Origin of the sequence: Adhaeretor mobilis (assembly GCF_007741515.1) — a bacterium.
GTDB lineage: Bacteria > Planctomycetota > Planctomycetia > Pirellulales > Lacipirellulaceae > Adhaeretor > Adhaeretor mobilis.
The window spans coordinates 2,495,389-2,517,959 of the sequence record NZ_CP036263.1; the positions used below are offsets into that span (position 1 = coordinate 2,495,389).

At 54.1% G+C, this 22,571-nt stretch carries 23 protein-coding genes; 9 read left to right on the forward strand and 14 right to left on the reverse strand.

What is annotated here, in order from left to right:
* Positions 1 to 143: 143 nt before the first annotated feature.
* The 3 genes from HG15A2_RS09795 to HG15A2_RS09805 are packed head-to-tail and all read right to left on the reverse strand — an operon-like array spanning position 144 to position 3,260.
* On the reverse strand, positions 144 to 905 hold the full coding sequence (locus HG15A2_RS09795) for an NAD(P)-dependent oxidoreductase (RefSeq protein WP_218932451.1): 762 nt from the start codon (positions 903 to 905) through the stop codon (positions 144 to 146).
* Entirely contained in the window at positions 877 to 2,646 is a 1,770-nt protein-coding gene (locus HG15A2_RS09800; protein WP_246117926.1) for a serine/threonine protein kinase, read from the reverse strand. The genes HG15A2_RS09795 and HG15A2_RS09800 overlap by 29 nt, the downstream gene beginning before the upstream one ends.
* A complete protein-coding gene (locus tag HG15A2_RS09805) occupies positions 2,643 to 3,260 on the reverse strand; it encodes an ECF-type sigma factor (protein WP_246117927.1) in 618 nt (205 codons plus the stop codon). The genes HG15A2_RS09800 and HG15A2_RS09805 overlap by 4 nt, the downstream gene beginning before the upstream one ends.
* Before the next feature lie 494 nt (positions 3,261 to 3,754).
* On the opposite strand from HG15A2_RS09805, the gene HG15A2_RS09810 reads away from it, so the two are divergent.
* The 3 genes from HG15A2_RS09810 (at position 3,755) to HG15A2_RS09820 (ending at position 7,352) form a co-directional block, all read left to right on the forward strand.
* A complete protein-coding gene (locus HG15A2_RS09810; protein WP_145060016.1) occupies positions 3,755 to 4,405 on the forward strand; it encodes an RNA polymerase sigma factor in 651 nt (216 codons plus the stop codon).
* A 251-nt stretch (positions 4,406 to 4,656) separates the two neighbouring features.
* Complete coding sequence (locus HG15A2_RS09815) at positions 4,657 to 6,390, forward strand: serine/threonine-protein kinase (protein ID WP_218932452.1); 1,734 nt, start codon at positions 4,657 to 4,659, stop codon at positions 6,388 to 6,390.
* A gap of 35 nt (positions 6,391 to 6,425) precedes the next feature.
* Complete coding sequence (locus tag HG15A2_RS09820) at positions 6,426 to 7,352, forward strand: DUF1559 family PulG-like putative transporter (RefSeq protein WP_218932453.1); 927 nt, start codon at positions 6,426 to 6,428, stop codon at positions 7,350 to 7,352.
* Here the strand turns inward: HG15A2_RS09820 and HG15A2_RS09825 are convergent.
* The 3 genes from HG15A2_RS09825 to HG15A2_RS09835 form a co-directional block, all read right to left on the reverse strand.
* Complete coding sequence (locus HG15A2_RS09825) at positions 7,349 to 8,212, reverse strand: hypothetical protein (RefSeq protein ID WP_145060020.1); 864 nt, start codon at positions 8,210 to 8,212, stop codon at positions 7,349 to 7,351. The two genes, HG15A2_RS09820 and HG15A2_RS09825, sit on opposite strands and share 4 nt — an antisense overlap.
* Before the next feature lie 392 nt (positions 8,213 to 8,604).
* Positions 8,605 to 8,799 carry a hypothetical protein gene (locus HG15A2_RS09830; protein ID WP_145060021.1) on the reverse strand — a complete coding sequence of 65 codons (195 nt, stop codon included), beginning with the start codon at positions 8,797 to 8,799 and terminating at the stop codon, positions 8,605 to 8,607.
* A 493-nt stretch (positions 8,800 to 9,292) separates the two neighbouring features.
* Positions 9,293 to 9,673, reverse strand: coding sequence for a globin (locus tag HG15A2_RS09835; RefSeq protein WP_218932454.1), 381 nt, complete (start codon positions 9,671 to 9,673; stop codon positions 9,293 to 9,295).
* A 280-nt stretch (positions 9,674 to 9,953) separates the two neighbouring features.
* Here HG15A2_RS09835 and HG15A2_RS09840 point away from each other — a divergent pair, with 280 nt between their 5' ends.
* Both HG15A2_RS09840 and HG15A2_RS09845 read left to right on the forward strand, forming a co-directional pair.
* Entirely contained in the window at positions 9,954 to 11,426 is a 1,473-nt protein-coding gene (locus HG15A2_RS09840; protein WP_145060024.1) for an alginate export family protein, read from the forward strand.
* A gap of 107 nt (positions 11,427 to 11,533) precedes the next feature.
* Positions 11,534 to 11,944, forward strand: a complete 411-nt coding sequence (locus tag HG15A2_RS09845) for a DUF4405 domain-containing protein (protein ID WP_218932455.1) — start codon at positions 11,534 to 11,536, stop codon at positions 11,942 to 11,944.
* Here the strand turns inward: HG15A2_RS09845 and HG15A2_RS09850 are convergent.
* The 8 genes from HG15A2_RS09850 to HG15A2_RS09885 are packed head-to-tail and all read right to left on the reverse strand — an operon-like array spanning position 11,929 to position 19,369.
* Positions 11,929 to 12,672 carry a sulfite exporter TauE/SafE family protein gene (locus tag HG15A2_RS09850; RefSeq protein ID WP_145060027.1) on the reverse strand — a complete coding sequence of 248 codons (744 nt, stop codon included), beginning with the start codon at positions 12,670 to 12,672 and terminating at the stop codon, positions 11,929 to 11,931. The genes HG15A2_RS09845 and HG15A2_RS09850 overlap by 16 nt on opposite strands.
* Entirely contained in the window at positions 12,669 to 14,921 is a 2,253-nt protein-coding gene (locus HG15A2_RS09855) for a heavy metal translocating P-type ATPase (protein ID WP_145060028.1), read from the reverse strand. Before HG15A2_RS09855 ends, HG15A2_RS09850 begins: the two co-directional genes overlap by 4 nt.
* On the reverse strand, positions 14,918 to 15,124 hold the full coding sequence (locus HG15A2_RS09860) for a hypothetical protein (protein WP_145060030.1): 207 nt from the start codon (positions 15,122 to 15,124) through the stop codon (positions 14,918 to 14,920). Before HG15A2_RS09860 ends, HG15A2_RS09855 begins: the two co-directional genes overlap by 4 nt.
* A gap of 15 nt (positions 15,125 to 15,139) precedes the next feature.
* Positions 15,140 to 15,454, reverse strand: coding sequence for a hypothetical protein (locus HG15A2_RS09865; RefSeq protein ID WP_145060031.1), 315 nt, complete (start codon positions 15,452 to 15,454; stop codon positions 15,140 to 15,142).
* Between the two features lie 6 nt (positions 15,455 to 15,460).
* Positions 15,461 to 16,123, reverse strand: coding sequence for a cbb3-type cytochrome c oxidase subunit II (locus HG15A2_RS09870; protein WP_145060032.1), 663 nt, complete (start codon positions 16,121 to 16,123; stop codon positions 15,461 to 15,463).
* Between the two features lie 43 nt (positions 16,124 to 16,166).
* The gene (locus tag HG15A2_RS09875; protein ID WP_145060034.1) at positions 16,167 to 17,573 is read right to left on the reverse strand and encodes a cbb3-type cytochrome c oxidase subunit I; all 1,407 of its coding nucleotides are present in this window, start codon (positions 17,571 to 17,573) and stop codon (positions 16,167 to 16,169) included.
* The gene (locus HG15A2_RS09880) at positions 17,570 to 18,202 is read right to left on the reverse strand and encodes a hypothetical protein (RefSeq protein WP_145060035.1); all 633 of its coding nucleotides are present in this window, start codon (positions 18,200 to 18,202) and stop codon (positions 17,570 to 17,572) included. The genes HG15A2_RS09875 and HG15A2_RS09880 overlap by 4 nt, the downstream gene beginning before the upstream one ends.
* A 12-nt stretch (positions 18,203 to 18,214) precedes the next feature.
* On the reverse strand, positions 18,215 to 19,369 hold the full coding sequence (locus HG15A2_RS09885; RefSeq protein ID WP_218932456.1) for a c-type cytochrome: 1,155 nt from the start codon (positions 19,367 to 19,369) through the stop codon (positions 18,215 to 18,217).
* 178 nt (positions 19,370 to 19,547) lie between these two features.
* On the opposite strand from HG15A2_RS09885, the gene HG15A2_RS09890 reads away from it, so the two are divergent.
* The 4 genes from HG15A2_RS09890 to dsrO all read left to right on the forward strand — a co-directional run bounded on the left by HG15A2_RS09890 (position 19,548) and on the right by dsrO (position 22,562).
* Positions 19,548 to 19,991 carry an RrF2 family transcriptional regulator gene (locus tag HG15A2_RS09890; RefSeq protein WP_145060038.1) on the forward strand — a complete coding sequence of 148 codons (444 nt, stop codon included), beginning with the start codon at positions 19,548 to 19,550 and terminating at the stop codon, positions 19,989 to 19,991.
* A 512-nt stretch (positions 19,992 to 20,503) separates the two neighbouring features.
* The gene (locus HG15A2_RS09895; protein ID WP_145060040.1) at positions 20,504 to 20,833 is read left to right on the forward strand and encodes a cupin domain-containing protein; all 330 of its coding nucleotides are present in this window, start codon (positions 20,504 to 20,506) and stop codon (positions 20,831 to 20,833) included.
* Positions 20,834 to 20,896: 63 nt separating this feature from the next.
* Positions 20,897 to 21,589, forward strand: coding sequence for a hypothetical protein (locus tag HG15A2_RS09900; RefSeq protein ID WP_145060041.1), 693 nt, complete (start codon positions 20,897 to 20,899; stop codon positions 21,587 to 21,589).
* Complete coding sequence (gene dsrO / locus HG15A2_RS09905; RefSeq protein ID WP_246117929.1) at positions 21,582 to 22,562, forward strand: sulfate reduction electron transfer complex DsrMKJOP subunit DsrO; 981 nt, start codon at positions 21,582 to 21,584, stop codon at positions 22,560 to 22,562. The genes HG15A2_RS09900 and dsrO overlap by 8 nt, the downstream gene beginning before the upstream one ends.
* Positions 22,563 to 22,571 lie beyond the last annotated feature (9 nt).

Below are 22,571 nucleotides of genomic sequence, written 5' to 3' on the forward strand. Positions count from 1 at the left end.
GACAGTTGAACCGACCACCGGTTCACTGACCTGCTCGCATTCTCAAAGCAGAAGGGGGACGGCTGAGTGTCGATTAGGTATTCTACCTTCCCCCGCACTCCTGAGTGCCTCTAAGTCTGGAGAGTCCACGGCAAGCCGATTGGTCAATGATCATTGTAGATCACTGGCATTTGCCCTTTCCATCTCTGCCATGTGTCAGCGTCGGTAATCAGATCGGCCATGAAGTGGGCAACGTTGATCCGACTGGTTTTGCCCGCGTCAAAGATTGCACTTCGAGTAGGTGAAGGATACACCTCGTACGCCGTCACTTTTTCATTGTTGATTAGGCTATCTGGGCGAACCACGGTCCAATCGATCGCTTGACCGTCCTGACCAATTTCGACTCTTAGATAGTCCGCAGCCTCCTCGTTATCGGCGTGCGGTGGCACTAGGATACGAATCAGACCGATGATGCACTTCTGGGCAAATGATATTGGCTCGTGGAGGTCACGGTTGCGATTGCCAGTCGTATTCATCAGCACAAACTTTGTCGGCTTCATTGAATTGCTTGATTTGATTGCGTAACACAACCGTCGGACAGCATCGGTTACGAGCCTTCGCGGTTGACCAAAGATGCCTTTCAAACTTAGGTTGTGGCCAAGGCAGGAAGCTACCGCGTCACAACCACCGACATGCTGGGCCAACTCAGCGTCACTGAGTTCTAAAACACTTGCTATTACGACGGTTAGCTTGAGGTTGTCAACAAGGTGGTTCGGTAGAGACTCAGGTGAGCGTACGATAGCTATGACGTAGTGACCACGATTTAGCAATTCTTCTACCAGCAATCGACCGGTCGCCCCGCTTGCTCCAACTACAAGTATTGTCACTTCAGAACCTTCAGTGGATTTGAGCGTTTTCGATTTCATCTATTGCGAGATACGTTGCGGCAAGGCTCCCGCCCGAGAGTTTCCTTCTCCACGATGGAGCGGATGGGTTGCCCGATCTCAGAGCGCCCCAGTACAGCCACAGCGAGACAGCCAGGCCGACAATTCCGATGACTAACGACGGCAGAAGAGAGTTTCGGTGCAACACGACGGCATCGAAGCCGACGGCAACGGCGATCGGAATCCAAAGCAACCACCACGCGAATCCGAGGATTGGGCCCAGGGAAATGCGGAGGGATCGGACATGATCAAGCTTGTTGCGAATCTCGTCAACCGGTTGCGAGTAGTCAACTTGCTTGATTCGCACACAGACAGCGATGGCCGAAATAATCACCATTACGCCGTAGATGTGCACGATGACTCCGCTGACAAATCTGTGCGGAACCTGCGTGTTCTGTGCCCAGCACTGCGCTCCGAGCAAAACCAGCGCAACGCCAATCAGCACTTGCAGCACCTGTCCGCGGAATAGTGGCCGCAGGGAGCTTTCTACCCGTTCCATGAGTTGGCGTCGTGTCAACAACATCCGTCCGGCGAGCTCCTGTTGTGCCAAGTTCACGGGTGTCGCCGCTTCGTCGTTCTGAGGCTGCGCATCCCATGCAACAGTCGGCTCGTACGCCGAATTACTGGTCGAACTGATCGATTGCACGTCAGACTTTATCTGACTCGCATGCTGATACCGGCGCTGAGGCTCCTTCTCAAGCGTACGTAGGACGACTTTATCCAGGCGGACGTCAATCTCGACTTTCTTCGACGGGGCTGCGAAACGTCCGATCGGGAGTTCGCCAGTTAGCATTTCGTAAAAGACCACTCCAAGTGAATAGATGTCTGCGCGGTGATCGACGCTGTGCGAACTTTCCAACTGTTCAGGAGCCATATACCGAGGTGTGCCCATGACTTGATGGGTTCCTGTGAGAATCTCCTGTTGGCTCTCGTTTCCTAATATCCGCGAGAGCCCGAAATCGGCGATTTTCACTGAACCGTCAATGGCAATCAGGATGTTATCGGGCTTGATGTCACGGTGCACAATTCCTTTGTCGTGTGCGTACTGAAGTGCATCGCAGAGGTGCGGCACAATGGCCAACGCTTGTTGGGGCGCGAGTTGGCCAGCCTTCACAACATCTCGGAGCGTTGAACCATCAACGAACTCCATGAGGAAGAAATAGGTGTCTTCAACCTTTCCGAATTCAAATACAGACACGATGTTGGGGTGACTTAGTTTTGCCAGCGTCCGAGCTTCTCGTGTGAAGCGTAGGGCAAATTTAACATCGTGGCCAAATTCTTCCGGCAGAATCTTTAGCGCAACCAAACGGTCGAGTCCTGGTTGGCGAGCCTTGTAAACGGCGCCCATGCCCCCTGCGCCAATGAGTTCGAGGATTTCAAGCGACGGAAACAGTTCAGCTAGGCGCCCTACGGTCGGCGGTTCAAACGCGCCCGTCCGTTGGTCGCCTTCGCTGAGGGCGTCGTTGATTGCTGTAGAAGCATCCGGAAAACGGTCGAGGTACTCCTGGTTGGTCGGTGTTTCACCCCGCCGCCGCCGGTAGTCGACGTCGAGCATTATCAGTTCAGCAAGCAAGACGTCTCGCTCGATTGGTGAGACATCCTCGGAAAGCATGACTTCGATCGCCGGTGGCTCGCCGGATTGCCACTGGCGTTCAAAATCAGCGCAGAGATCATCTATCCGCTCCAGGGCTGCGATCGGTAGTTTTTTTTGACGGAAGTTCATTGATTTCGACTCATTTCTTCAGACATTTTTTCTCGTATTAGGTGCAAACGACGCTCTATCGTCCGCTCAGAGCATTCAAAACGCTGTGCGAGTTCCGCGTTGGAATACCCCTCTAATTTGGCACCCGCTAAATCCCGGAGCTGCCCGACACCTAAAAGAGAAAAAACCTGTTCCACTGATTCCTGCATCATCAGTACCATTTCCGGGGACGGATCGTCGCCGATGGCTTCGATGACCCTGCCATCATGAACCACGCCCTCGTCACCAGCGTGATCCAAAGAATGAAGCTTGACGTCTCCGCCACGTCGCTGACGCAGGTCGCGCCTTCGTTTGTCGACCACTTTTCTCGCCGCCATCCGCATCAATAGCTTCCAAAGATCGTCACGATCGGACAAGTCGGGAAACCGTCCATTTTCGGCTGCGTCGTAAAAGCTGTCAAATACGCTCAGCACGATATCTTCCTCGTCCGAGACGGCTCGGTTTTGTCCCATCAAGCGGCCTCGAACGGAGCGCACGAGGCGGTCGAAGTAATGCTGCCAAATGCGATTTGCAGCGGCCGAATCACCGGCCTTCACCAAATCAATCCAGTGACTGACATTCGTGCTTTTTGACATGTGTGAGGGTCGACAGATGCAAATGGACGTGGGAACAAGGGCTCGCTCATGCAATGGTACCACATCTCCCTTAGTCATCGATCTCGGAAGTTGCACGGCCGAATGGAGTTCGTGAACAATGAGTGAGTGTCATGTGCTGTTTCTCGTGCCCTCTGCTTCGCTTGGATCGAGTGACTTTAAGTGGTTAGAACCGTCACGCCGAGGTTGAGGTGGTAGTTCTAACCGCTGCGATTTTGCATACCATTGAACCCGCCGAAGAAGATGATTCAACATTAGCCAATTTGGCGGATGTTGTATGAGATCGATATCATGCCTTGCGAGACTCGACGAAGTTCCCTTTCGGCTAGCGGATAACTGTAAAGCCGAGAAAAGGTTAGTATTGTCGTGACCTTGTTGGTGCCCTGCTGGTAAATTCTAGAAACTAGCAATTCCTTTCGAGGCCGGCTAAACTGGTTTGAAATGGTATCTACTGCTTTTCGAGAGCTGACTACGTCATGAAGCGCCCCTTCGTTAATCTTTCTGAGGGCACGTCCAGCAGCACTTCCTCGGAGATGCTGCGCCAGGCGCAGGCCCATGATCAGGACGCTTGGAAACGTCTGGTCGAGCTTTATAGCCGACGGATGTACCGTTGGTGTAGACGCTCGGGGCTACAACCAGCGGATGCGGCCAATGTGGTTCAAGATGCTTTTGGAGCGGTTGCACGAAAACTAGTTGATTTCCGCCGTGATCGACCTAGCGACACTTTTCGTGGTTGGTTGAGGAGAATTATTGAGAACAAGATTCGCGACCACTACCGCGTCTCGAGTCGAACCAATGATCAAGCCGTTGGTGGGACAACCAATGGTCAATTGCTGGAGCAGATGGTTGATAGCGATGCCTTTCAAGATGAAGCAACATGGGACACCTCACTCGTACAACAAGGCAACCTAGAGACAGGCCCCGTGGCGGCAGCAGCTGCGAAGGTACGGAACGAGGTCAGCACGCGCGACTGGCGTTTCTTTTGGCGGGTAGCTGTCGACGGGCAATCAGCTGCGGACGTGGCTCGTGAATTCGGAGTAACGGCTAATACCGTACGAATTGTCAAGATGAGAGTTCTCAGGCGGCTCAGAAAACACCTGTCGAATCATCCGAGTGCTGAATCGTAATGCAACCTTCCGACTCACAGCATCTCCGTTCAACCTGTCAATCGGAGGCTGAGCTACTAGCTTGGGTCAACAACAGATCCAGCACATCGAATGAGGCCGTCGAGCAACATCTTAGGGTATGCTCAACCTGCTTGGAGCAAGTACTGGAATGCGACGAACCAAGTGATGGTCTTGTTCGAGCTCTCTCAGTGGGTCTTAGCTCGTCGGACGACGAAACCGCATTTCAAGAATTGAATTGCAAGCTGCTTAAAATGCAGCCAGAAATAGACTCGCAAGTGCTAAGTACGCAACTCAGGAATGAAAAGAGGCGGCTCAGGGACCCATTTGCCGGACAGTTGCCATTCGACCTGGGAAGCTATCAGTTATTGAACTGCATTGGCCGGGGCGCTTCTGGAGCTGTCTATCGCGCAAGGCACCGAAGCTTGGAGCGAGATGTTGCCGTAAAAGTGCTCGCGACGGGTTCGATGGTTGGGTCTCGTGTAGATCTATTTCTAGACGAAATCAGGCATGTAGGGAAGTTGAATCACCCCAACATTGTTCGCGCTACCGACGCTGGGGAGTCTCATGGATTTCACTTTCTAGTAATGGAATACTCCGAAGGGATCGACGCTTCTCAGCTACGGAGAATGCATGGGCCACTAGCCATCGCAGAAGCTTGCGAAATCTGCCGCCAGATCGCATTAGGTTTGCAGTTTGCGCATGACCATGGGCTTGTTCATCGCGATGTCAAGCCGGCCAACATCCTTTTGACTGCTCGTGGCGAAGTCAAACTCATAGACCTGGGGATAGCAACGCATTGCGAATCTCAGCTGAGCGACAGCAATGCTCCTCGTCTGGCAGTCGGCACTGCTACCTACATGGCTCCTGAACAGTGGGCGAGAATGGCAAACGTTAGTGCCTGCACGGACATCTACGGACTCGGGTGCACCCTGCTGAGGTTAATTGCGGGACAGCTCCCGGCTGTTAACTTCGCCGCCGACCAGACCCGAGAGAGTCAACTACGACATCTCATCTCAAGTCAGTGCGGTAAGGTGCCCCGAAGACTCAGACAGTTTATGCAGCGCATGGTATCGGACGATCCTCTTCACCGCCCTTCTAGTGCAGCAGGAGTAGCTGACACGCTAGGCAAATGGTCCCGCAATGCCGATCTCCCCGCTCTGGTGAGTACCTACTGTGAAGAAACCGGGCAACCTACCGGATCTCAGTCGCCAGCTATCAGCAAGAGGGCTGAAGAGCAATGGACACGCCGTGCTGTAATTACCGCTGGAGCAGGGATAGCACTCGGAAGTGCAGGGATACTGCTGCGAGGTTGGGATGATTCGCCACGACTGGAGAAAAAAATGTGGCGCAGTCTCAGTTCCAGAGAACCACGGATATTGTTCTCGCTTGAGGACTCCAAGCAGATCACATGCCGAGCCACCACCGCGGGAATCGCAATCGACTCAAAGCAGCTAGCTCTTGTTTCACTCGGCCGACCTGTGGCCAGTGAGTTTACTATGCGAGCAGATCTCAAGCAGGCAAACTGGACAGGAGATTTAGGCCTGTTTTTTTGCGGGGGGCAGGCTGACTCCCGTGGGGCTGCGAGTGAGTCCAGTAATACTTGGTCCTTTCAAAGTATCGATTTGCGTCCTTCTACAGAAGACATTCAGTACGATTCTCACCGATTGTTGTGGAGTGAGTGGCGAATCGCAAAGCAAGGCGGAGAATATTCTGTCAAGCGCGAACCATGGGCTGAAGCCCGTGTCGAAATTGAAGCGAAGTCAGCTACGCAAAGCCTCGTCGTGCAATTGGGGCGAAACGGAATGCCCGCTGTCGAGTGGAACGGGCAGGATATGCACGCGAATCGATGGCGGTTATCGACCGAAGGTCGCCGCAGGTTGAGCCTGTCTGCCGACCGTCTACAGATCGCCTTTCTTGGCCAACTAGGCCTGCTAAATCTGAGCGGTGCAAATGCTTTTCTACAACCCCAGTTGGCTTACTTATGAAGATGCGCCGTGCGAGTAAAGTCTCCAACCTTCGAATGCCCAACGGCTTCACACTCGTTGAACTGCTGGTTGTGATCGCTATTGTTGGAATCCTAGTTGCGCTCGTTTTGCCAGCGGTACAGAGCGCTCGTGAAGCTTCCCGCCTCACAGCTTGCAAGAACAATCTTCGGCAGGTAGCCCTAGGTCTTATTCGCTTTAGCGATTCACACGAGGGACACTTGCCTCCTTTATGGCATACCGATCGGCCAGAACCCTGGGAGAATTTCTCATGGCGAGCCAAGCTATTACCCTTTGTCGAGTCAACAGAGCTTCACGACCAGCTTCAATTTGACCTGGCACCGCTAGGGTCCACCAACTTGGCCCTCTCGCAAGTCATCATCCCTTTGTTTCAATGTCCCTCTACGCCCAATTCACTTCGTACTGTGCCGAAGCTTGGCCAGAATGGAGATTTTTCAGGGGATCTGGAAGTAGGAGCCTGTGACTATTCGGCGGTACATGATGTAGCTAGGCCGGACAGTGGGATTCCACTAGCTGGCACTTGGCAAGCAGGAGAAATAGCTAGCGACATTGCCGGGAATCCTAATCAAGTGCCAGTTGATTTGCTCAACCCGCAAATTCGTACCAATGCAGCCAACATGCGTTTGGTGAGCGATGGGCTCTCAAACACGGTTCTGCTAGTTGAGCAAGCTGGAAAACCGACCAAGTTTGACCAGCAGAGGAATTCTGACTCGGCGTCCCCCAAGGAAGGGCCCTGGGCGACGGCCGAGTATTCATCCTTCTATGCGGCAGGCGTCAACGTAGACAGCCTGAGCGGACTCTATGGTTTTCACTCTGGGGCATGTGTCGCTATGGGCGACGGGTCGGTACATCTTCTCGATCAACGGATCGAACTGGAAGTCGTCACTGCCTTGCTCTCTCGTAGTGGTGACGAAATCATAGACGCGAAGGATTGGAAACCCTAATTAGGGCAAGCGTCGTAGTTTGCTTGATTCGAGTCATGGAATCGGCAAGCCGCATTCTCGTTGCGTTGTCGGGAGCAGCAAACCAAACCGGTTGTAGCCAATAGGATGGCGAGCACGGCAGTACTAGGTTCCGGAACTGTGGCTACGAATAGTACTGCCGATGAATCTCGCACGGTACCGTATTCCACTTGCCATCGCTGGATATCGGCTGAGCTTGTTACTCCGGTCCCGGTCATGTCAGACGTAACAGGAGCAGGCGAGGCTGCATATCCCCGCTGTAACTCCAAGAAATCTAACCCGTCAACGATATCGTCGTCTTCTGAATCGCTTCCTATCAACATCCCACTGACAGAGAATCGCACGTCCGGCTCTAGCGGTGAAGCGGCAGACTGCTCAATTCCGCCGGTCAGTTCCAAAGACTTGCCGGCGTCGGTGATGTTGACGAAGATTTCATAAGCTCGAAGCATGCCACCCATCTCTGTCGGGCGAAATACCATCGAAACCTCGTCATCGTTAGTTGTCGTCAGATACTCCCCCTGCAGCAGGTCGAAATTGGACCATAAATTGGGACTGATCACCGGCCGGCTGCCCGGCACCTGTGGAGGAAGCAGAATGTCCGATGTGAGATTAAGTAAGTACGGGGCGTCGGACTCATAACCTACTTCTATCGAACCGGTGATCGGGAGTGTGTAGCAAAAGTTGTCACCATCGACACACTCATCAACGGTGCTAGTCTCTGGACCGTCCCACTCAAGATCGAACACACTGGCTTCTTGTGACCAAACCTCACCCAATCCTAGCAGGGCGACCGCGGTCGCGACGACGTACATTTGACTGTGTCTATTGAATGATAGCAACATGGGGATGACTCCTTAGCCCAGTGGAAGTTGACTCGCGGCGGCACATCTGACCGCCTTCACAAGTACTAACGCTAGAGCATTTCAAGCTGTTGGAGCGTCTGATTCGGCGCAACTGCTTGGGCGGCGATTGTACCAAGAAGTCCGATAGACGGCCAACATATGAACTAGACTCAGATTTGGCCAATTCCCGCTAGAGCGGGAGGCATATCCACCGCCTCATAATCAACCGCCTCTGCCGTTTAGAGCATGAGCATCGGACATCGTTTCGCGACCAACGAGTGCATGTAAAGTGCCTAGGTCCGTGACGCCAAAGTGAGAACATCTACGTTCACCGGTGCATGGTGGAGGGCCTTCCTGCTTTCAACCGCTTTTCAATGGGTAAGCGCTTAAGACTACGCTTCTGATTCGACCGAAGCAATCGGTGCTTCGATTTTGTTGTCCATGGGAAGTGCTCTCGTGAGTACTGTGGGGCATGTCTCCTCAGAGCCGCACTCACTACAAGCGATGCGGACGAGGTCGGAGCTACTGAAGTGAAGTCCGTGCTCTTGGCAGAGGCGGTAGAGTTGTTTCAGGTGAGTGCAAGCCATTCTAATTCCTTCGATGGTGGTTACCTAGTCAGCTGGGCCTCTATCTACCCAATATGTTTTGTGCATTAAGTCGTGCTCTTCACTCTCACGGTGCATGAGTTACTTTCTTAAACCGTGAAACGCCGGGTAGACTACTTGCCGGAGGCGAGTACGGACGGAGCACGCGTTCGCTTGAGCTGAGAGCGATCGGGCCTCAGGTAGCATCGTTGTGTGTTCGCGGATCAGCTTCTCAGGCTGCAGAGAAAAAAAGGGGGGCTTGTTCTGCGAGCTCTGTTAAGAACCCGCAGTCCTCTTCCGATCGGAAGATGGCTCTCCAGCATTCCACAAAGTCTACGCGGTTGTTCTCTGACTAGTAAGATTGGTGAAGCGGGAGTGGCCAAGCTCTTGTGAATGGTGCCGAAAAGCTCACGTAACTCTGCGTGTTCTCGCTCGACTTGCTTTGAAGCATCAGACAGTCCACCTGCGGGAATTTCCATGGCACATCTCCTACGGGTCAGTGTTTGGAGATTATGAAGTCAATGCCAGGTTCCATGGCAGCCCTCCACTTATGCCCCACATCTTCTGAAAACTCTGGGTCATGTTCCTGAACGGCTTCACATAATGAGTCAAGCCAAAGCGCGTACAGTCGCGCAGGGATATCAACGCCAGTGCGATCATGCCGCTTGGCAAGCTTCGCCATTTCGTCTCTGACACCAACAGGGTCCCGACTAAACATGACCATCATGAGCAGCGATTCTCTTAGCATGAGCTTTTGATGGTCGAAATCTGTCGCGATAAACTTCTGAGCGACTTCTTCCGATTTGGCTAAGAAAAATTTGTAGAATGTATCTATGAACTTCTCGCTACTCAGGCAGCGATGGTAGCTGGATGTCACAGCGTCTAGCTCGGAAGGTAGCACAGGCCCTACTCCGTTTCGCGTTATCCCGTTGATTGCCAATGCGACCGTTTGGGGTCGTGGCCGTACTTCATTGTTATCGCACAGCATAACTTGATGTCAAGGTACGGTTGAGGCTAGTGGGGTTCCCAGGGGGGATTGTCGTTTAGGCTGACTTTCCGGGTAGAGGCAACTGGGATGCAACTCTCCGCTTTCGGAGCCGAATAAATAGGTAAGTAGCCAAGCGTACTTGCGGGTTCGGTTTAAGGAGAAGGTTATCGTGGTTAGAAGGCTCTGTCTGTTTCTGGCAACTGGGCTTTCGTGCCTCATCTTGCATCCGGGTACAACGGTTGCGGATAGCCCTGGTTGTTGCTTCGAAGCAGTTCCCTGCGGCAACGCCATTTCCTGTGGCAGTGGATGCGGCGCTGAGGGCAACCAGGCCAGTCCATGCTCCACATCCCACAAGGGACTGTTCTACAACAATGACTTCAGCTACCTGAACGATTGCTGTTACCAAGGTTCCTGCCTGGGAGATTGCCTGAAGCTTATGCCTGTCGCCGGCGGAGACTTCGGCACTCTCGACATCGGCGGTCAACTGAGAATGCGCTATCACCACGAACGTGGCATGGGGCAGTCTGATGGGCTAGGAAGATTCAACCCCACGGAAACCGACTTCGCACTGACTCGCTTAAGGTTGTACAGCAACTGGGAAGTCAATGATCGGCTGCGGGTTTATGCGGAAGGAATTCTGGCAGACGCATCGGACGATGGTGGCAACTACACACCACGCGGGATTGATCGCAATTATGGTGACTTTCTCAATCTGTTCGCTGACTTGAAGCTCACTGATGGAATGAGCGTTCGTATTGGTCGTCAGGAGTTGCTCTATGGCAACCAGCGGACGATTTCGCCACTTGATTGGGCCAATACGCGGCGTACGTTCGAGGGCGTAAAAGTCATGACTAAGGCGGGCGATTGGTCGCTCGATGGGTTCTATACGCACTTGGTTACCGTTATCCCGAATAAACTCGACGAAGCGGACTACAACCAGTCGGTTTATGGCTACTACTTGACCTACGGTGGCTTCGAGAACTTTTCTGTCGAGACTTACTACATCGGTTACGACAACGAGAACGCCGGGCCGATTACGGGCGACTTCTCCCTGCATACGCTAGGAGTTCGAGTCAACGGCGGCATCGACGACTGGCTCTTCGAACTTGAAGGAGGCCCACAGTTCGGTCGACAGAGCGGCCTTGGTCTCGACCAAGAGGCAATGTTTGCCACAGTCGGTATCGGATACAAGCTAGGCTCGACCATGCCGTGGTCGCCCACAGTTTGGTGCTATTACGACTACGCTTCGGGTAACAACGTCGGCGGCGACTTCAACCGCTTCAATCAGCTGTTTCCACTTGCCCACAAGTATCTCGGTTTCATTGATGCCGTGCAACGTTCTAATATCGAAGCTCCCAACGTGCTGCTGACGATGCAGCCCGCCAAGAAGCTTAGTTTGCTATTCTGGTATTGGCATTTCATGGCAAATCAGGACACCGACATTGTGCCGGCTATCGGAGGAACTCCGCCTCAAAGCACCAGCAGCAAGGACTTCGGCGACGAGTTGGATGTGATTGCCAAGTACCAAATCGGTTCAAGATCGAATGTATTGTTTGGCTGGTCACACTTCTGGCGTGGCAACAAGATTCTCGCGCCAAACGACGCAGACTTTTTCTACACACAGTGGGAAATGAACTTTTAGGTTTCCTTGCTGCTGCGGTTATACCCACAGGCCAACCTGCACAAGCGTTGTACGTTGTTGTATACTTCACCAGATTACGCATGCGGAATTGTTGGTGAATGCTGAACATGGCAAAGAAACTGAATAAGACAGCTATAAATTTCTGGTTGGATGCCTTTCTGCTTTGCATCTTTCTGGCACTCTGCTGGAGTTCCGTCGTTGTGCGCTACGTGTTTCCGCCGGCTGCCAACAGCGAGGGCTGGACGCTGTGGGGAGGAGATTATCTCGCTTGGACTGACATCCAGTTTGTGACGTTGTGCCTGATGGTCGCGGCAGTGTTGCTGCACATCATGCTCCATTGGACTTGGGTCTGCGGGGTGATCGCCAGTTGGAATCGGAAGCGGCTTGGCAGCACCGAGAAACCTCAAGCGGATACTGGAAGCCGCACGCTCTGGGGCGTAGGTCTATTGATTCTCATTGTCAACGTCTTGGGCGTCGCTATCGCAGCGGCAGTGCTGACAATTCAAGGCCCGATCTGATCGCGAGCGGACGGTACCGTCTCTTCAAGGCAGAGTGGGCACGGCTTGACGTCACTTAGCCCGCTGGTCTGCAACTGCGCAGTTCCTCGGGCGATAGAAATGCCACCGGTAAGCACGATGCACCAAGCGGCAATCTGAAATAGCTTAGATCGGCCACCAAGCGATAACACCTTGCCCCCGTAACTGATCAGCACCATCAGGGGGATGGTTCCCGCTCCAAAGACTGCCATGGTCAGCCATCCCTGCCAAACACCGCCGGCTGCACTTGCCTTGAGCAGAAAGGCATAGACAAGTCCACAAGGAATGAAGCCAGTGAATACGCCTGCCAGCAGTGGGCCCGTCCAGTTTGATGAGGAGAGGAATGTCTTCAGCCAGGTGGCCGCTCCGCACGGGATTCCTGTTAAGAGGCGAGTCATCGGCTTGGGCAGCACTCCCGCGGTAATCAGCCCCATCACCAGCAGTGCAACTCCGGCCACGATGGCCAACCACGCTTGGGACGAAACAAAGCCGCGAGACTCCGCGGAAATCCACGCGCCACCAAAACCTAACAGCGCACCGCAAAAACTGTAAGTGAACAAGCGGCCCAAGCTAAACACGAGTTGACGTTGGAGCAGGCTGGCACCGGCAGGTGAATGGGCGCTTAGCGCAATCGCCAACGGTCCGCACATGCCGATGCAGTGAGCTGATCCGAGCAATCCGCCCAAAAAAATTAGAGGAAGTTCAATCATGATGCGACCGCCGTTGGTTCAAGTTCTGGTGCGCCAGTTGACTGGTCGCCGGTCGGCTGGATATTGGACACCAGCAGGGGGGAGTGTGACTCAGCTGCCGTGGACCCCTCGGCAAGAGAAAGCTCTAGAGGGAAGCGGCTCAATCGCAACGAATTGGCCACCACGAGCAAGCTGCTGACTGCCATCGCAAGTGCCGCCCAGATGGGATTTAGTCGACCGGTTGCGGCCAAAGCGATACCAAAGACGTTGTAGAGGAACGCCCAGAAGAGATTCTGAGTGACAATTCGAGAGGTCGTGCGAGCAAGCTCCACAGCCCAGGGAAAGCGACGTAAGTCGTTGGCCAATAGGCACACTCCTGCTGCGTCTCGGGAAACATCGGCCCCGCAGCCCAGTGCTACGCCGACATCCGCAGCGGCAAGCGCCGGTGCGTCGTTTAAGCCGTCGCCGATCATGGCTACTGGTCCCTCAGTTGAACGCGCTCGAATGGCAGCGAACTTCTCCTCAGGCAGCAGGCCTCCACTCGCTGGCAACGCGAGCGCCCTACCGATGGTGGTCGCACGGACCTCGGCATCTCCCGTCAGCAATTCTACAGGTAGCCCCAGTTGCCGGCAGGCCGCCAGTGCTTCAGCCGCCTCGGGTCTGACCTGCTCTTCAAAGCAGAAGGCTCCTTTGACTTCTCCCCCCCAGCCCAAGAAGACCAGTTGCGAATCCGAACGCTCGGCGGCTTGCTCATCCAGTGACGCTGGCAGGTGGAGTTGAGACTCAGTCAGCAGGCGGCGACTTCCCAGCACGACATCGCCCAAATCAGGCAGGTTTGAAATTAGCCCCTTGCCCGGCAGTGTGGAAACGAGTGCCGCTTCGTGCGGAGCACCGCCGGCGATTCTGTGCTCCGCGAATTGGGCGATCGCCTGAGAAAGCTGATGCCTTGAGCCAGACGTTACTGCTCCAGCTACCTCCAGGATTCGCTCGCGTTGCAGGGGATCGGCAACGATCAAGTGGGTGGCCTCGGGTTGGTTCTCGGTAAGTGTGCCTGTCTTGTCGAAATACACGTACCGTATACGGGCGAGTTTCTCCATTACGAGACCGCTGCGAAACAGCACGCCGTGCTCAGCCGCCCTGCCAAGCGCGGTCCAAACGGCCATCGGCGTTGCTAACCCCAAAGCACAGGGGCACGCAATGAGTGCAACGGCTAGACCGGTGAGAATTCCTTGATCGAGTCCGTTGAGCGTCCCTTGCCACCAACCGGCAAGCAGAGCAATTACGAAAACCGCCGGGACAAACCAAGTGGCAATCCGATCGGCAAGTCGTTCGTGGCTGCCTTTGGTACTGCGGGCGGATCGTACTAGCTCGATCAATCGCGTGAGCGTCTCCTTGCCGTCTTCGGACGTAACTGCAATTCGCAGGTCTCCATCGATGTTCAGCGTGCCTCCGAAGACTTGGTCTCCGACGGTCTTTGCAGAGAATCGGCTTTCGCCGGAGATCATCTGCTCGTCCACTTCCGCTACGCCTGTCTGGATAATTCCATCGACGGGGATTCGCTCACCCGCCAGCACGCGGAGCACATCGCCTGAAGTGATTTGTTCGCGCGGTGTCTCCTGAAAACTTCCGTTGGCGTCGAGCCTTCGTACCGTCTCGGGCAGCAGGCTAGCCAGGCGGTCGAGTGACTCGTTGGTGCGGAGTTTCCCCTTCGCTTCCAGCCATCTGCCTATCGAGACGAAGACGAGCACCATCGATCCGACTTCAAAGTAGACATGTCCTTCGCCGCGAAGCACCGACACGATCGAGTAGCCATAAGCAGCGCTGACTCCTCCAAGGATCAGAAGATCGGTCGTGATCGAACGACGTCGCAGCGATTGCCGAACGCCTTGAATAATCGGGCCACCGAGAAGCCACAGCACGGGCATCGCGAAAACCAAAGTTGCCCAGCGGAACACGCTGCGCAGCGAGGTAGCCAGCGGATCGGCAAACGACTCTTCCGGGTAAAGGTCGCCGCTCCATAGCGCCATGGTGAATACCATGGTATTCATCGTAAGGAAAACTGCTAAACCTAAGCGAAGGAGCCCTTGGGCTGCTTTTCCCTGTTCTCCCTGGGCCTGTTCGACAGTGGCCACACTTCGGCAGCCCGTGCAGCAATAGTCTTGCTGCTGTTCTGTGCTATGACTACCGAGTTGGAATCCGCTGGGCAGGGGTAGTCCGCAGAAGGCGCAAAAGGCGTGCCTATCTTTGGCGTTCACGACGTCGGCGTTCACGGTGGCGACACTATCTCTACTTGCAACGCGGGAAACAGGTAAGCGATGGTGTAATAGATGGCAAACGCCCAGAACATCAGCCAGAGGAAGCGGACATACCAAGGTATGCGATTGCCCACGTAGCTGTGCCAGCGGCTCTCAACATCTGCCGTAGTGTTCTTAGGCGGAATGTCCTCAGCGGCGGTTTCGAGATAGTCTGACATGGTGGAACGCTGTCCTTACTTCATCACGGAATTACAATACTGAAGCTCATCGGTCGCGGAATCGAGATCAGCCTCGGTTTCGAGCATGGTCTCTTTGGGTCCCTCGATATCACTGAACATGCCCTGCGTAGCCGCCCAACCAAGCATGCAGAGGAAGCCAGCACTGGCCAGCAGATAGTTAGCCAACGGAGCTACCGCAAAGATGCCCTCTTGGGCTGCGTCATCATCAGCCATCACCAAACGAACAAATTCGATGAACTTGCTTCCGAATCCGAATGCACAGAAACCTAAGATAATAACTGAGAGGACAGCAATGATCTTGTTCTTCATGGCCAATTACTCCAAGGGGTTCTGCATTTGTTCTTCGAGCGGTACGAAATCTTCGTAGAGAGGATACTGTTCCAACCAGGAACCAAGCCATTGGACGTAAGTGATGATGGCGATTCCGCGCTTGTTGGGCTTGCTGGGATTGTTATCGTCGAAGAACCACGGGTATTTTGGCATCGGCGAACTGGGAGAGAGTGAAGCGGGATCGAAGAAATGCACCGCATGCCAATCGTTGCCGCGGCGGCCCCCTTCGCGGCTCAGGTCGGGCCCCACACGCCTCGTTCCCCACATGACCGGGCGATTAAGAATGTTTTGGTATTCCTTGGACGAGGAGACTTCCCCCCAGCGGGCGCTCTCGTTGGACACGGGACGAACAAACTGGCTATGGCAGTGCCAACAACCTTCTCCCACGTAAATGTCGTGTCCCAGTTGCAGGGCTTCCGCTAGGCTCTCTTTGGTGGGCTCGCCGTAGTGTTCTTGAAACTCCTCCGGATAGCGAAGGCTTAAGTCTTCAAACTGGTATATCAAATTCTGGTTCTCAACCAATTCTTCGACCGACTGCTCCGGCATGTCCCGGTAGAGCAAGATGGGTACCAGCGCATTGGAAAGGAAGGCGAAGAGGAAGAATCCTAGCCCACCGATCAGCAAGATTCCCGATTTACTTTCAAACATTAGTTTCTTTCAAACTCTGGTTTATAGCATCCATAAGTCATTGCTAGGCGACTGCTTTGGCTCGCTTGGAGAGGCGCCAGGTCATCCAAAGATTGAACATGAAAGCAAGTTGCCCGCCAATAATGGCGAGTCCGGCAAACAGGCGTGTCACCCAAAACGGCTGCGACCCCTGGACCGAGACATCCCAAGGCTGTAGCGAGGCCCAGTAGTAGCCTTGGAAGACACCCGCGAGAGTCAGATCGATGAACATGACGAGGAGTCCACCAAGTGATAGCCAGTAATGCCATTCGCACAACGAGCGGCTATACCACGATTGCTTCAGCAGTCGTGGAAACAGATAGGTCATGATTCCGAAGAGCCACATGCTGAACACACCAAACATGACCAAGTGAGCGTGGCCGACAACCCAGTCCGTAAAGTGAATCAGCTTTTGGAACGTATGCGTAACTTGCATCGCACACTGCGCGCAAGTGACGAAATACAGAACCATGCCCGTGTAGAACCAGCGAATGGGTAAGTTGGTGACAACCGCTCGGCCCGATCCCCAGATCGTTCCGAAAAAATTGATGATGACAGTCGTCACCACAAATTCGACCGCAATTGTCGAGACAATCGCTCCGTATTCTAAGAAGTCGGGAATGGGAGTCAGCAGAAAGTGATGTATTCCATTGAGCGGGTAAAAGAATGCCAAGCCCCAGAAACCAACCAGCGAGAGCCCGTGGCTCCAGACCGGCTTTTGCAACAAGATCGGTACGAAGTAGTACATCAACCCCCAGCCCAAGGGAGTCACGAACAGCCCCACCAAATCATGAATGAACAGGCCGCCGACGGCCCCTGCACTTGTGCCGGGTACGAAGTACTCCGGCACAAAGTTGCCCATCGCGTAGGTCAGGAAGGTCCAGACAAAGGCGGCCACGAAGTACCATAACGTTACATAAAGAGGGCCCTCAGTTCGTACGATGGGTGCCATGAAGTTAACGGCCACCAAAGCGAGACCCACGAGCGCCAACGGATCGATCCAGGTGGGCGTCTCGCCCCACTCAACGCCTTGAGCGTGGCCCATCATGATTCCGATGGCTGTTGCACAAACGACAACCTGCCACGCCACAAAAATGAAGTAGGAAAGCCCGCGATGCAAAACAGGCTTGAGCGTTAGGCGAGGAATAGCCCAATGCAATGCCCCTAGGAAACTGTTGGCAAGGAACCCATAGGCGATCGCATTGGTATGAATCATCCGCCATCTGCCCGGCGAGAGGTACTCAATACCTTGCAGCGGGTTCCATTGAACCAACTGCAGAGCCATCAACAATCCACCCGTAAGCGAAATGAAGAGGTACGTTAAGGCCGCCACAAAATACCAGCAAACCAATCGCTCGATAACGAGGTCGCGGGGGATCGCCGCTGAGGAATTGCTTTGGGTCGCGTCATGTGTCTCTGCTACTTCACTCATTTTTGCTCCGACACACGTTCATATGGTATAAAATCTCCGAGTGGGTAGACCAAGGCGAGTGTCCAGCCAAAGATCAGGTGCGTGGCAGCCGCGACCCACCACGGCACGCGATTAACAATGAGGTTTTCCTCACTCATTTCGATCACCGCGGGTTGCAACCAGGAGAGGATGCCGTAGAAGTTAATGACCCAGATAATCAAGGAGACCACTGTGGCGACAGCTAGTTTCTTTGATAACGAACTGCCAGCGGCCCAACGTGTCAGCGCCAGATAGACTGGTATGCCCAGGACCATGCCAGTGCCGATATACAGGCAGCAGCCGATTGCCAACATGAGGCCGTTTTGCGCTTCTGGAAGTGCAAACACTTGGTCGCCCAGCGGAAAGGTCAGGTAGGTGCGGATCAACTCCAACGGGTGTTTGCCAGTGAGTACGGAGCCAACCACGTTGAATAACAGGCTGGCCATTGCGCCGATGCTACCAAGCATAAAGCCCGTCGTGGCGTAGTAGGCGGTGTAGTAGCCGGTTGGACGAAACGGTTTGTGCTCCGTCTCGGCAGCGATTTGCGCTTCGAGTTCGGTGACCCGCGCTTTGAGCTCGGCCAGGTCAGATTTTTTTGATTCAGTATCCATAGTGTTTGGCAATCAGGCAGCTTTCTTCTGAACGTCTTCAGATGGCTCACTTTCGCCTTCTCTTGCGTCCTCTTCGACATCGGCTTCCGCGTCGTCCTCAGAGGCTTGCTCCACGCTTGGTAATTCCGTCGGAAGGTCCGCCTCGCTGAGGGGTGGTTTCCCCTGGCGACGGCGATTGCCGGTTTCTTTGACGAAATGCACAAGGTGCCAGATCGCATCCGGATCGTCCTCGAACATTGATGCGAATGCTGGCATCGGCGTGCCGTTGATCCCTGAAGTGATGCGTCGATAAATATCAACGAAGCGATCTCCTCCTCGGAACATACCCGAGGAGAGGTCCGCGGCAGCCGCGTTATGACCCCATACGTCCGTACCAACATCGACACCCCCCGCCAAACCTCCGCGGCCATATTTTCCGTGGCACTTGTTGCAGGCTTTCGTTAGGAAAATCTCGTGCCCTGCGGCAATCGTTTCGGGAGTCATCGGGGGCATCGGTGAGGCTGGCATCACGATTTGTCCAGAAGCTTCCGACCAGGGCTCCAGTATCCCCGCAACAACATCCGCTAAATACTCTTCATCGGGAAGCTCTTCTTCGTCGTAAGCGATGGCCGCCAATTCACTCTCGAGTTGCCCTCGATAGGTTAGTGCCAATACATAATCAACAACTGCTTCCAACTGCTCTGGGGAGAAACGGTCAAACGAAGGCATCGAGGTGCCCGTAACTCCCCGTTGAATCGTCTTCATTAAATCAGATCGACGTGGCTTAGAGCCATAAGGTGTTGAAGTAAACTTAAACACCCCCATGGTGTAATTGCGCGGTTTTGGATTCAGATGCTCTGCCACAGGCCCATTGCCGTCTCCATTAACGCCGTGGCACTGCGTGCAGTAGTTGGAATAGACGGCATAGCCGAGCTTCAGCTTGTCGCTCGTCTTCTCCGTGCCGAGCAGAATGAGTTTCTCTGGAGTACCGGTAACCTGTCGCATCTTCACTGCAATCTGTGATTGCAATTCTTCAAGAACTTCTCGTTCTTCTGCGTCCTCGACCTCAGCCGTAAGTTCTTCGACTGCAGGCCCAGGCGCGAAGGACGGTGGCGTGGCCCGACGACAACCACACGGCAATGCGATCAACGCAAGAATCAGTAGCGGTCTGAGAGTTAAAAAAGACAATGGATATGGCTCCTCCGGCCATGTCGGGTTCCTCACGGAATTCATGGACGGGACAACTGCCAGGGTCTACAATGAATGAGCGGGGCAGCTTTCGCGATTCGTTTGTTGATGGATTTTGAGTTTATCGGAAGCAAACTGCATGTCAAGCTACTGTTTCTAAGGCGAGTCGAGGTGCACCCTGTTTTCACAAACTGCCGAATATGCGTTGCGAGCGGTAGCCCATCTGGCCAGTCGCCCCGACGGGATGAGTACGATTCCAGAAATGTCTCGTGCAATCCAGGTGAACGCCCCGTACCTGCGCAAGGTACTGGACAAGCTCCGCGAGCAGGGAATCGTAGGTACTCAACGAGGCACCGGCGGAGGAACTCATCTATCAGTTTCTCCGGATGATCTGACAATCCTCGATGTGCTTAATGCAGTTGATTCACTACAGCGAATTACGAGTTGTCCGCTAGGTTTGCCCGGGCACACCAAACTCTGCCCGCTTCATTCTGAAGTTGACGAAGCGATCGCAACGGTTGAAAAGGCTCTCGGCTCACGTACGATCGGCGAATTGCTTTCCGCACGCCGCAACCCGGGAGGCTGTGAATTTCCTAAGGCGGCAGATCTCTACCAGCTTTAACTTTTTCTGGGACGAATGAGACTACTGTCGGGCTTATCGGAGTAGACCGCTTGTTCACCGGTCGTTCTTCAATTGCCTGCTCGAACCGAGGTCTGCATGACCCAGTTTTCGAGGTCCAGGGCCTGCAGAATTAGATTCTGGGATACGCTGCTAGACCCCTCTTGCGAAGTAGTCGAACGAGTTGTTACAGTACATGAAGGTGCGGTTTGCGATATGAAACCGATTGCCTGAAGACTTAGCAAAGTATTCGACAAGCAAAGTCGCACTCGCTCGCTCTTAGGAGTAGTATCTGGGCTCAGGTCTATTCTCTCGGGCGGGGCTTCTATGGCCTAGCGTGAATCCCAAGGGTGCCACGCCCATTGGCGATCGACGAATTGGTAGTGACATATACGAATAGAAGATCAGGAGTAAGGTGGGAGTTGATTTTGGGGTTGTTCGCGAGCCCATTCTTTTTGGTGGCCTTTGTGCGGCAGTTTCCAGGTACTTATCATTTATTTTGAAGGACTGGTCTGATGGCAACGATCCATGCAAAACCTAATGAAGCCGTCGATGTTAAGCCCTATGGGGCGGAACTGGCGACAGCCAAAACTACCACCCTGTTTAAGACCGACCAGGTCGAACTCATTCGGCTCGTTATGAACGCTGGGAAGATTATTCCCGAGCACGAGGCACCGGGTGAAATTATCGTGCAATGCCTGGAAGGCCACATTGAATTTACCTCGGCGGGAAAAGCCGTAGAGCTCACTGCTGGGAAATTGTTGTACCTGAACTCAGAAGCGCCCCATGCAGTTCGCTGCATTGAAGACGCATCGTTCTTGGTAACCATTTTATTGAATCGCTGATTGACGTTCGCCTGATGTGGGTTAGGATCAGCGCTTGGTCTCGCGTCACGGAATGGGATACCGATGAAGCCCAGGATCGCAAACTTCCAGACTGTGCTAGTAGCCGCAAGCTTGTTGGTCGCCGCCGGTCTTGTAGCCTGGGCCGTCCGCCATGCACTGGCGAGCGATAGCCCACAAGACGGGGGAGTTCCTCAGCGAGATTCCCATCAAGCGACTAGTTCTGGCAAGGCGCAGCCGCAGGCTACTCCCCACAAGTTTCCAGTAACCATCCGCAAGCCCTCGGGGCCGCCGCGATTAGATTTGGGAGCCGTTGACTCGCAAGGCAAACCTGTCACAGTTGCCTGCTCGACATGCCATACAACGCGGCCGAGTAATCTGGCCATTCGTTCGCCGACTGATTTGAAGGAATTCCATCAATCGATGGAATTCGCGCATGGCAATGTCAGCTGTCTTTCATGCCACAATCCTGAGGACTACGACTCGCTACGCTTGGCCGATGGCAGACGGGTTGAATTCACAGAAGTAATGACCCTCTGTGCGCAATGTCATGGAACACAAACTCGCGACTACCGCCATGGCGCTCACGGTGGAATGAACGGCCACTGGGATCTGTCGCGTGGTCCACGAGTGCGTAACAACTGCGTTGATTGCCACGACCCCCATGCACCAAGCTTCCCGTCCATGAATCCGACTTTCAAGCCGCGAGACCGCTTCCTGGAAAAAGCTGACCACGTGGAGACAGAGCACCATGAGTAAGAGTCTGCCACCCAGTAGCCCAGACACGCCCATGACAACGGAATCGGAGCCGCTGTTGCCCATTCTGAACAACGGTGGTTCCTCGCGGCGGAATGTCATGAAGGGAGTCGGGTTGACGCTCGGTCTGGCGGCGTTTGGTAAGGCCATCTCGCCACTGGCGACGATCCCCGACAATGTTTCCGTCGATGAGTTCCTCCAGCAGCACTACAAAGAACTGACGGACGACGATAAACAAGAGATCTTGGCTCGCCTAGAATCCGAAGCGAAAGAGGACTACGGCGCGGACGTTTCCATCACCGACCACCGCCCCATCCCGGGGGTCAAATTTGGTTACGCGATCAATCTGAGCAAGTGCAACGGCAACGGCAAATGTGTTGAGGCGTGCCACAAGGAGAACAACCACGATCGATCGACTGGCGAGTCGTACATTCGAGTTTTGGAAATGGACAAAGGCTCGATGGACATGGAGGCCGGCAATACGACCTACGACCATACGGTTCCACAGGATGACAAATTTTACATGCCTGTCCAATGTCAGCAGTGCGATAATCCTCCTTGCGTAACGGTTTGTCCCGTGGAAGCAACTTGGAAGGAAGAGGATGGGATCGTCGTGGTCGACTACAACTGGTGCATTGGTTGCCGCTACTGTGAAGCCGCGTGTCCTTACCATGCACGCCGGTTCAACTGGGAGGAGCCCACAATTCCTGCCGAAGAAGTGAACCCAGAACAAAGCTACCTTTCCAATCGAATTCGTCCCCAAGGCGTGATGGAGAAGTGCCACTTCTGCTTGCACCGCACACGCGAAGGTCGGTTGCCAGCGTGCTTGGAAGCTTGCCCTACTGGCGCACGCGTGTTTGGTGACCTGAACGACCCGGAATCAGATATCGTGTGGCTTCTCAAGAACAAACGTGTGTTCTTGCTCAAGGAAGAACTAGGCACGCAGCCCAGCTTCTTTTACTTTTTTGACAGTTAAGCAATACAT

What these genes read in the sequence shown, in the direction of transcription:
- dsrO (WP_246117929.1), top strand. Translation starts at nt 21,582, where the DNA reads ATGAGTAAGAGTCTGCCACCCAGTAGCCCAGACACGCCCATGACAACG.
- HG15A2_RS09830 (WP_145060021.1), bottom strand. Translation starts at nt 8,799, where the DNA reads ATGGCTTGCACTCACCTGAAACAACTCTACCGCCTCTGCCAAGAGCAC.
- HG15A2_RS09795 (WP_218932451.1), bottom strand. Translation starts at nt 905, where the DNA reads ATGAAATCGAAAACGCTCAAATCCACTGAAGGTTCTGAAGTGACAATA.
- HG15A2_RS09900 (WP_145060041.1), top strand. Translation starts at nt 20,897, where the DNA reads ATGAAGCCCAGGATCGCAAACTTCCAGACTGTGCTAGTAGCCGCAAGC.
- HG15A2_RS09880 (WP_145060035.1), bottom strand. Translation starts at nt 18,202, where the DNA reads ATGGATACTGAATCAAAAAAATCTGACCTGGCCGAGCTCAAAGCGCGG.
- HG15A2_RS09895 (WP_145060040.1), top strand. Translation starts at nt 20,504, where the DNA reads ATGGCAACGATCCATGCAAAACCTAATGAAGCCGTCGATGTTAAGCCC.
- HG15A2_RS09800 (WP_246117926.1), bottom strand. Translation starts at nt 2,646, where the DNA reads ATGAACTTCCGTCAAAAAAAACTACCGATCGCAGCCCTGGAGCGGATA.
- HG15A2_RS09805 (WP_246117927.1), bottom strand. Translation starts at nt 3,260, where the DNA reads ATGTCAAAAAGCACGAATGTCAGTCACTGGATTGATTTGGTGAAGGCC.
- HG15A2_RS09815 (WP_218932452.1), top strand. Translation starts at nt 4,657, where the DNA reads ATGCAGCCAGAAATAGACTCGCAAGTGCTAAGTACGCAACTCAGGAAT.
- HG15A2_RS09820 (WP_218932453.1), top strand. Translation starts at nt 6,426, where the DNA reads ATGCCCAACGGCTTCACACTCGTTGAACTGCTGGTTGTGATCGCTATT.
- HG15A2_RS09860 (WP_145060030.1), bottom strand. Translation starts at nt 15,124, where the DNA reads ATGTCAGACTATCTCGAAACCGCCGCTGAGGACATTCCGCCTAAGAAC.
- HG15A2_RS09870 (WP_145060032.1), bottom strand. Translation starts at nt 16,123, where the DNA reads ATGTTTGAAAGTAAATCGGGAATCTTGCTGATCGGTGGGCTAGGATTC.
- HG15A2_RS09850 (WP_145060027.1), bottom strand. Translation starts at nt 12,672, where the DNA reads ATGATTGAACTTCCTCTAATTTTTTTGGGCGGATTGCTCGGATCAGCT.
- HG15A2_RS09810 (WP_145060016.1), top strand. Translation starts at nt 3,755, where the DNA reads ATGAAGCGCCCCTTCGTTAATCTTTCTGAGGGCACGTCCAGCAGCACT.
- HG15A2_RS09875 (WP_145060034.1), bottom strand. Translation starts at nt 17,573, where the DNA reads ATGAGTGAAGTAGCAGAGACACATGACGCGACCCAAAGCAATTCCTCA.
- HG15A2_RS09825 (WP_145060020.1), bottom strand. Translation starts at nt 8,212, where the DNA reads ATGTTGCTATCATTCAATAGACACAGTCAAATGTACGTCGTCGCGACC.
- HG15A2_RS09865 (WP_145060031.1), bottom strand. Translation starts at nt 15,454, where the DNA reads ATGAAGAACAAGATCATTGCTGTCCTCTCAGTTATTATCTTAGGTTTC.
- HG15A2_RS09845 (WP_218932455.1), top strand. Translation starts at nt 11,534, where the DNA reads ATGGCAAAGAAACTGAATAAGACAGCTATAAATTTCTGGTTGGATGCC.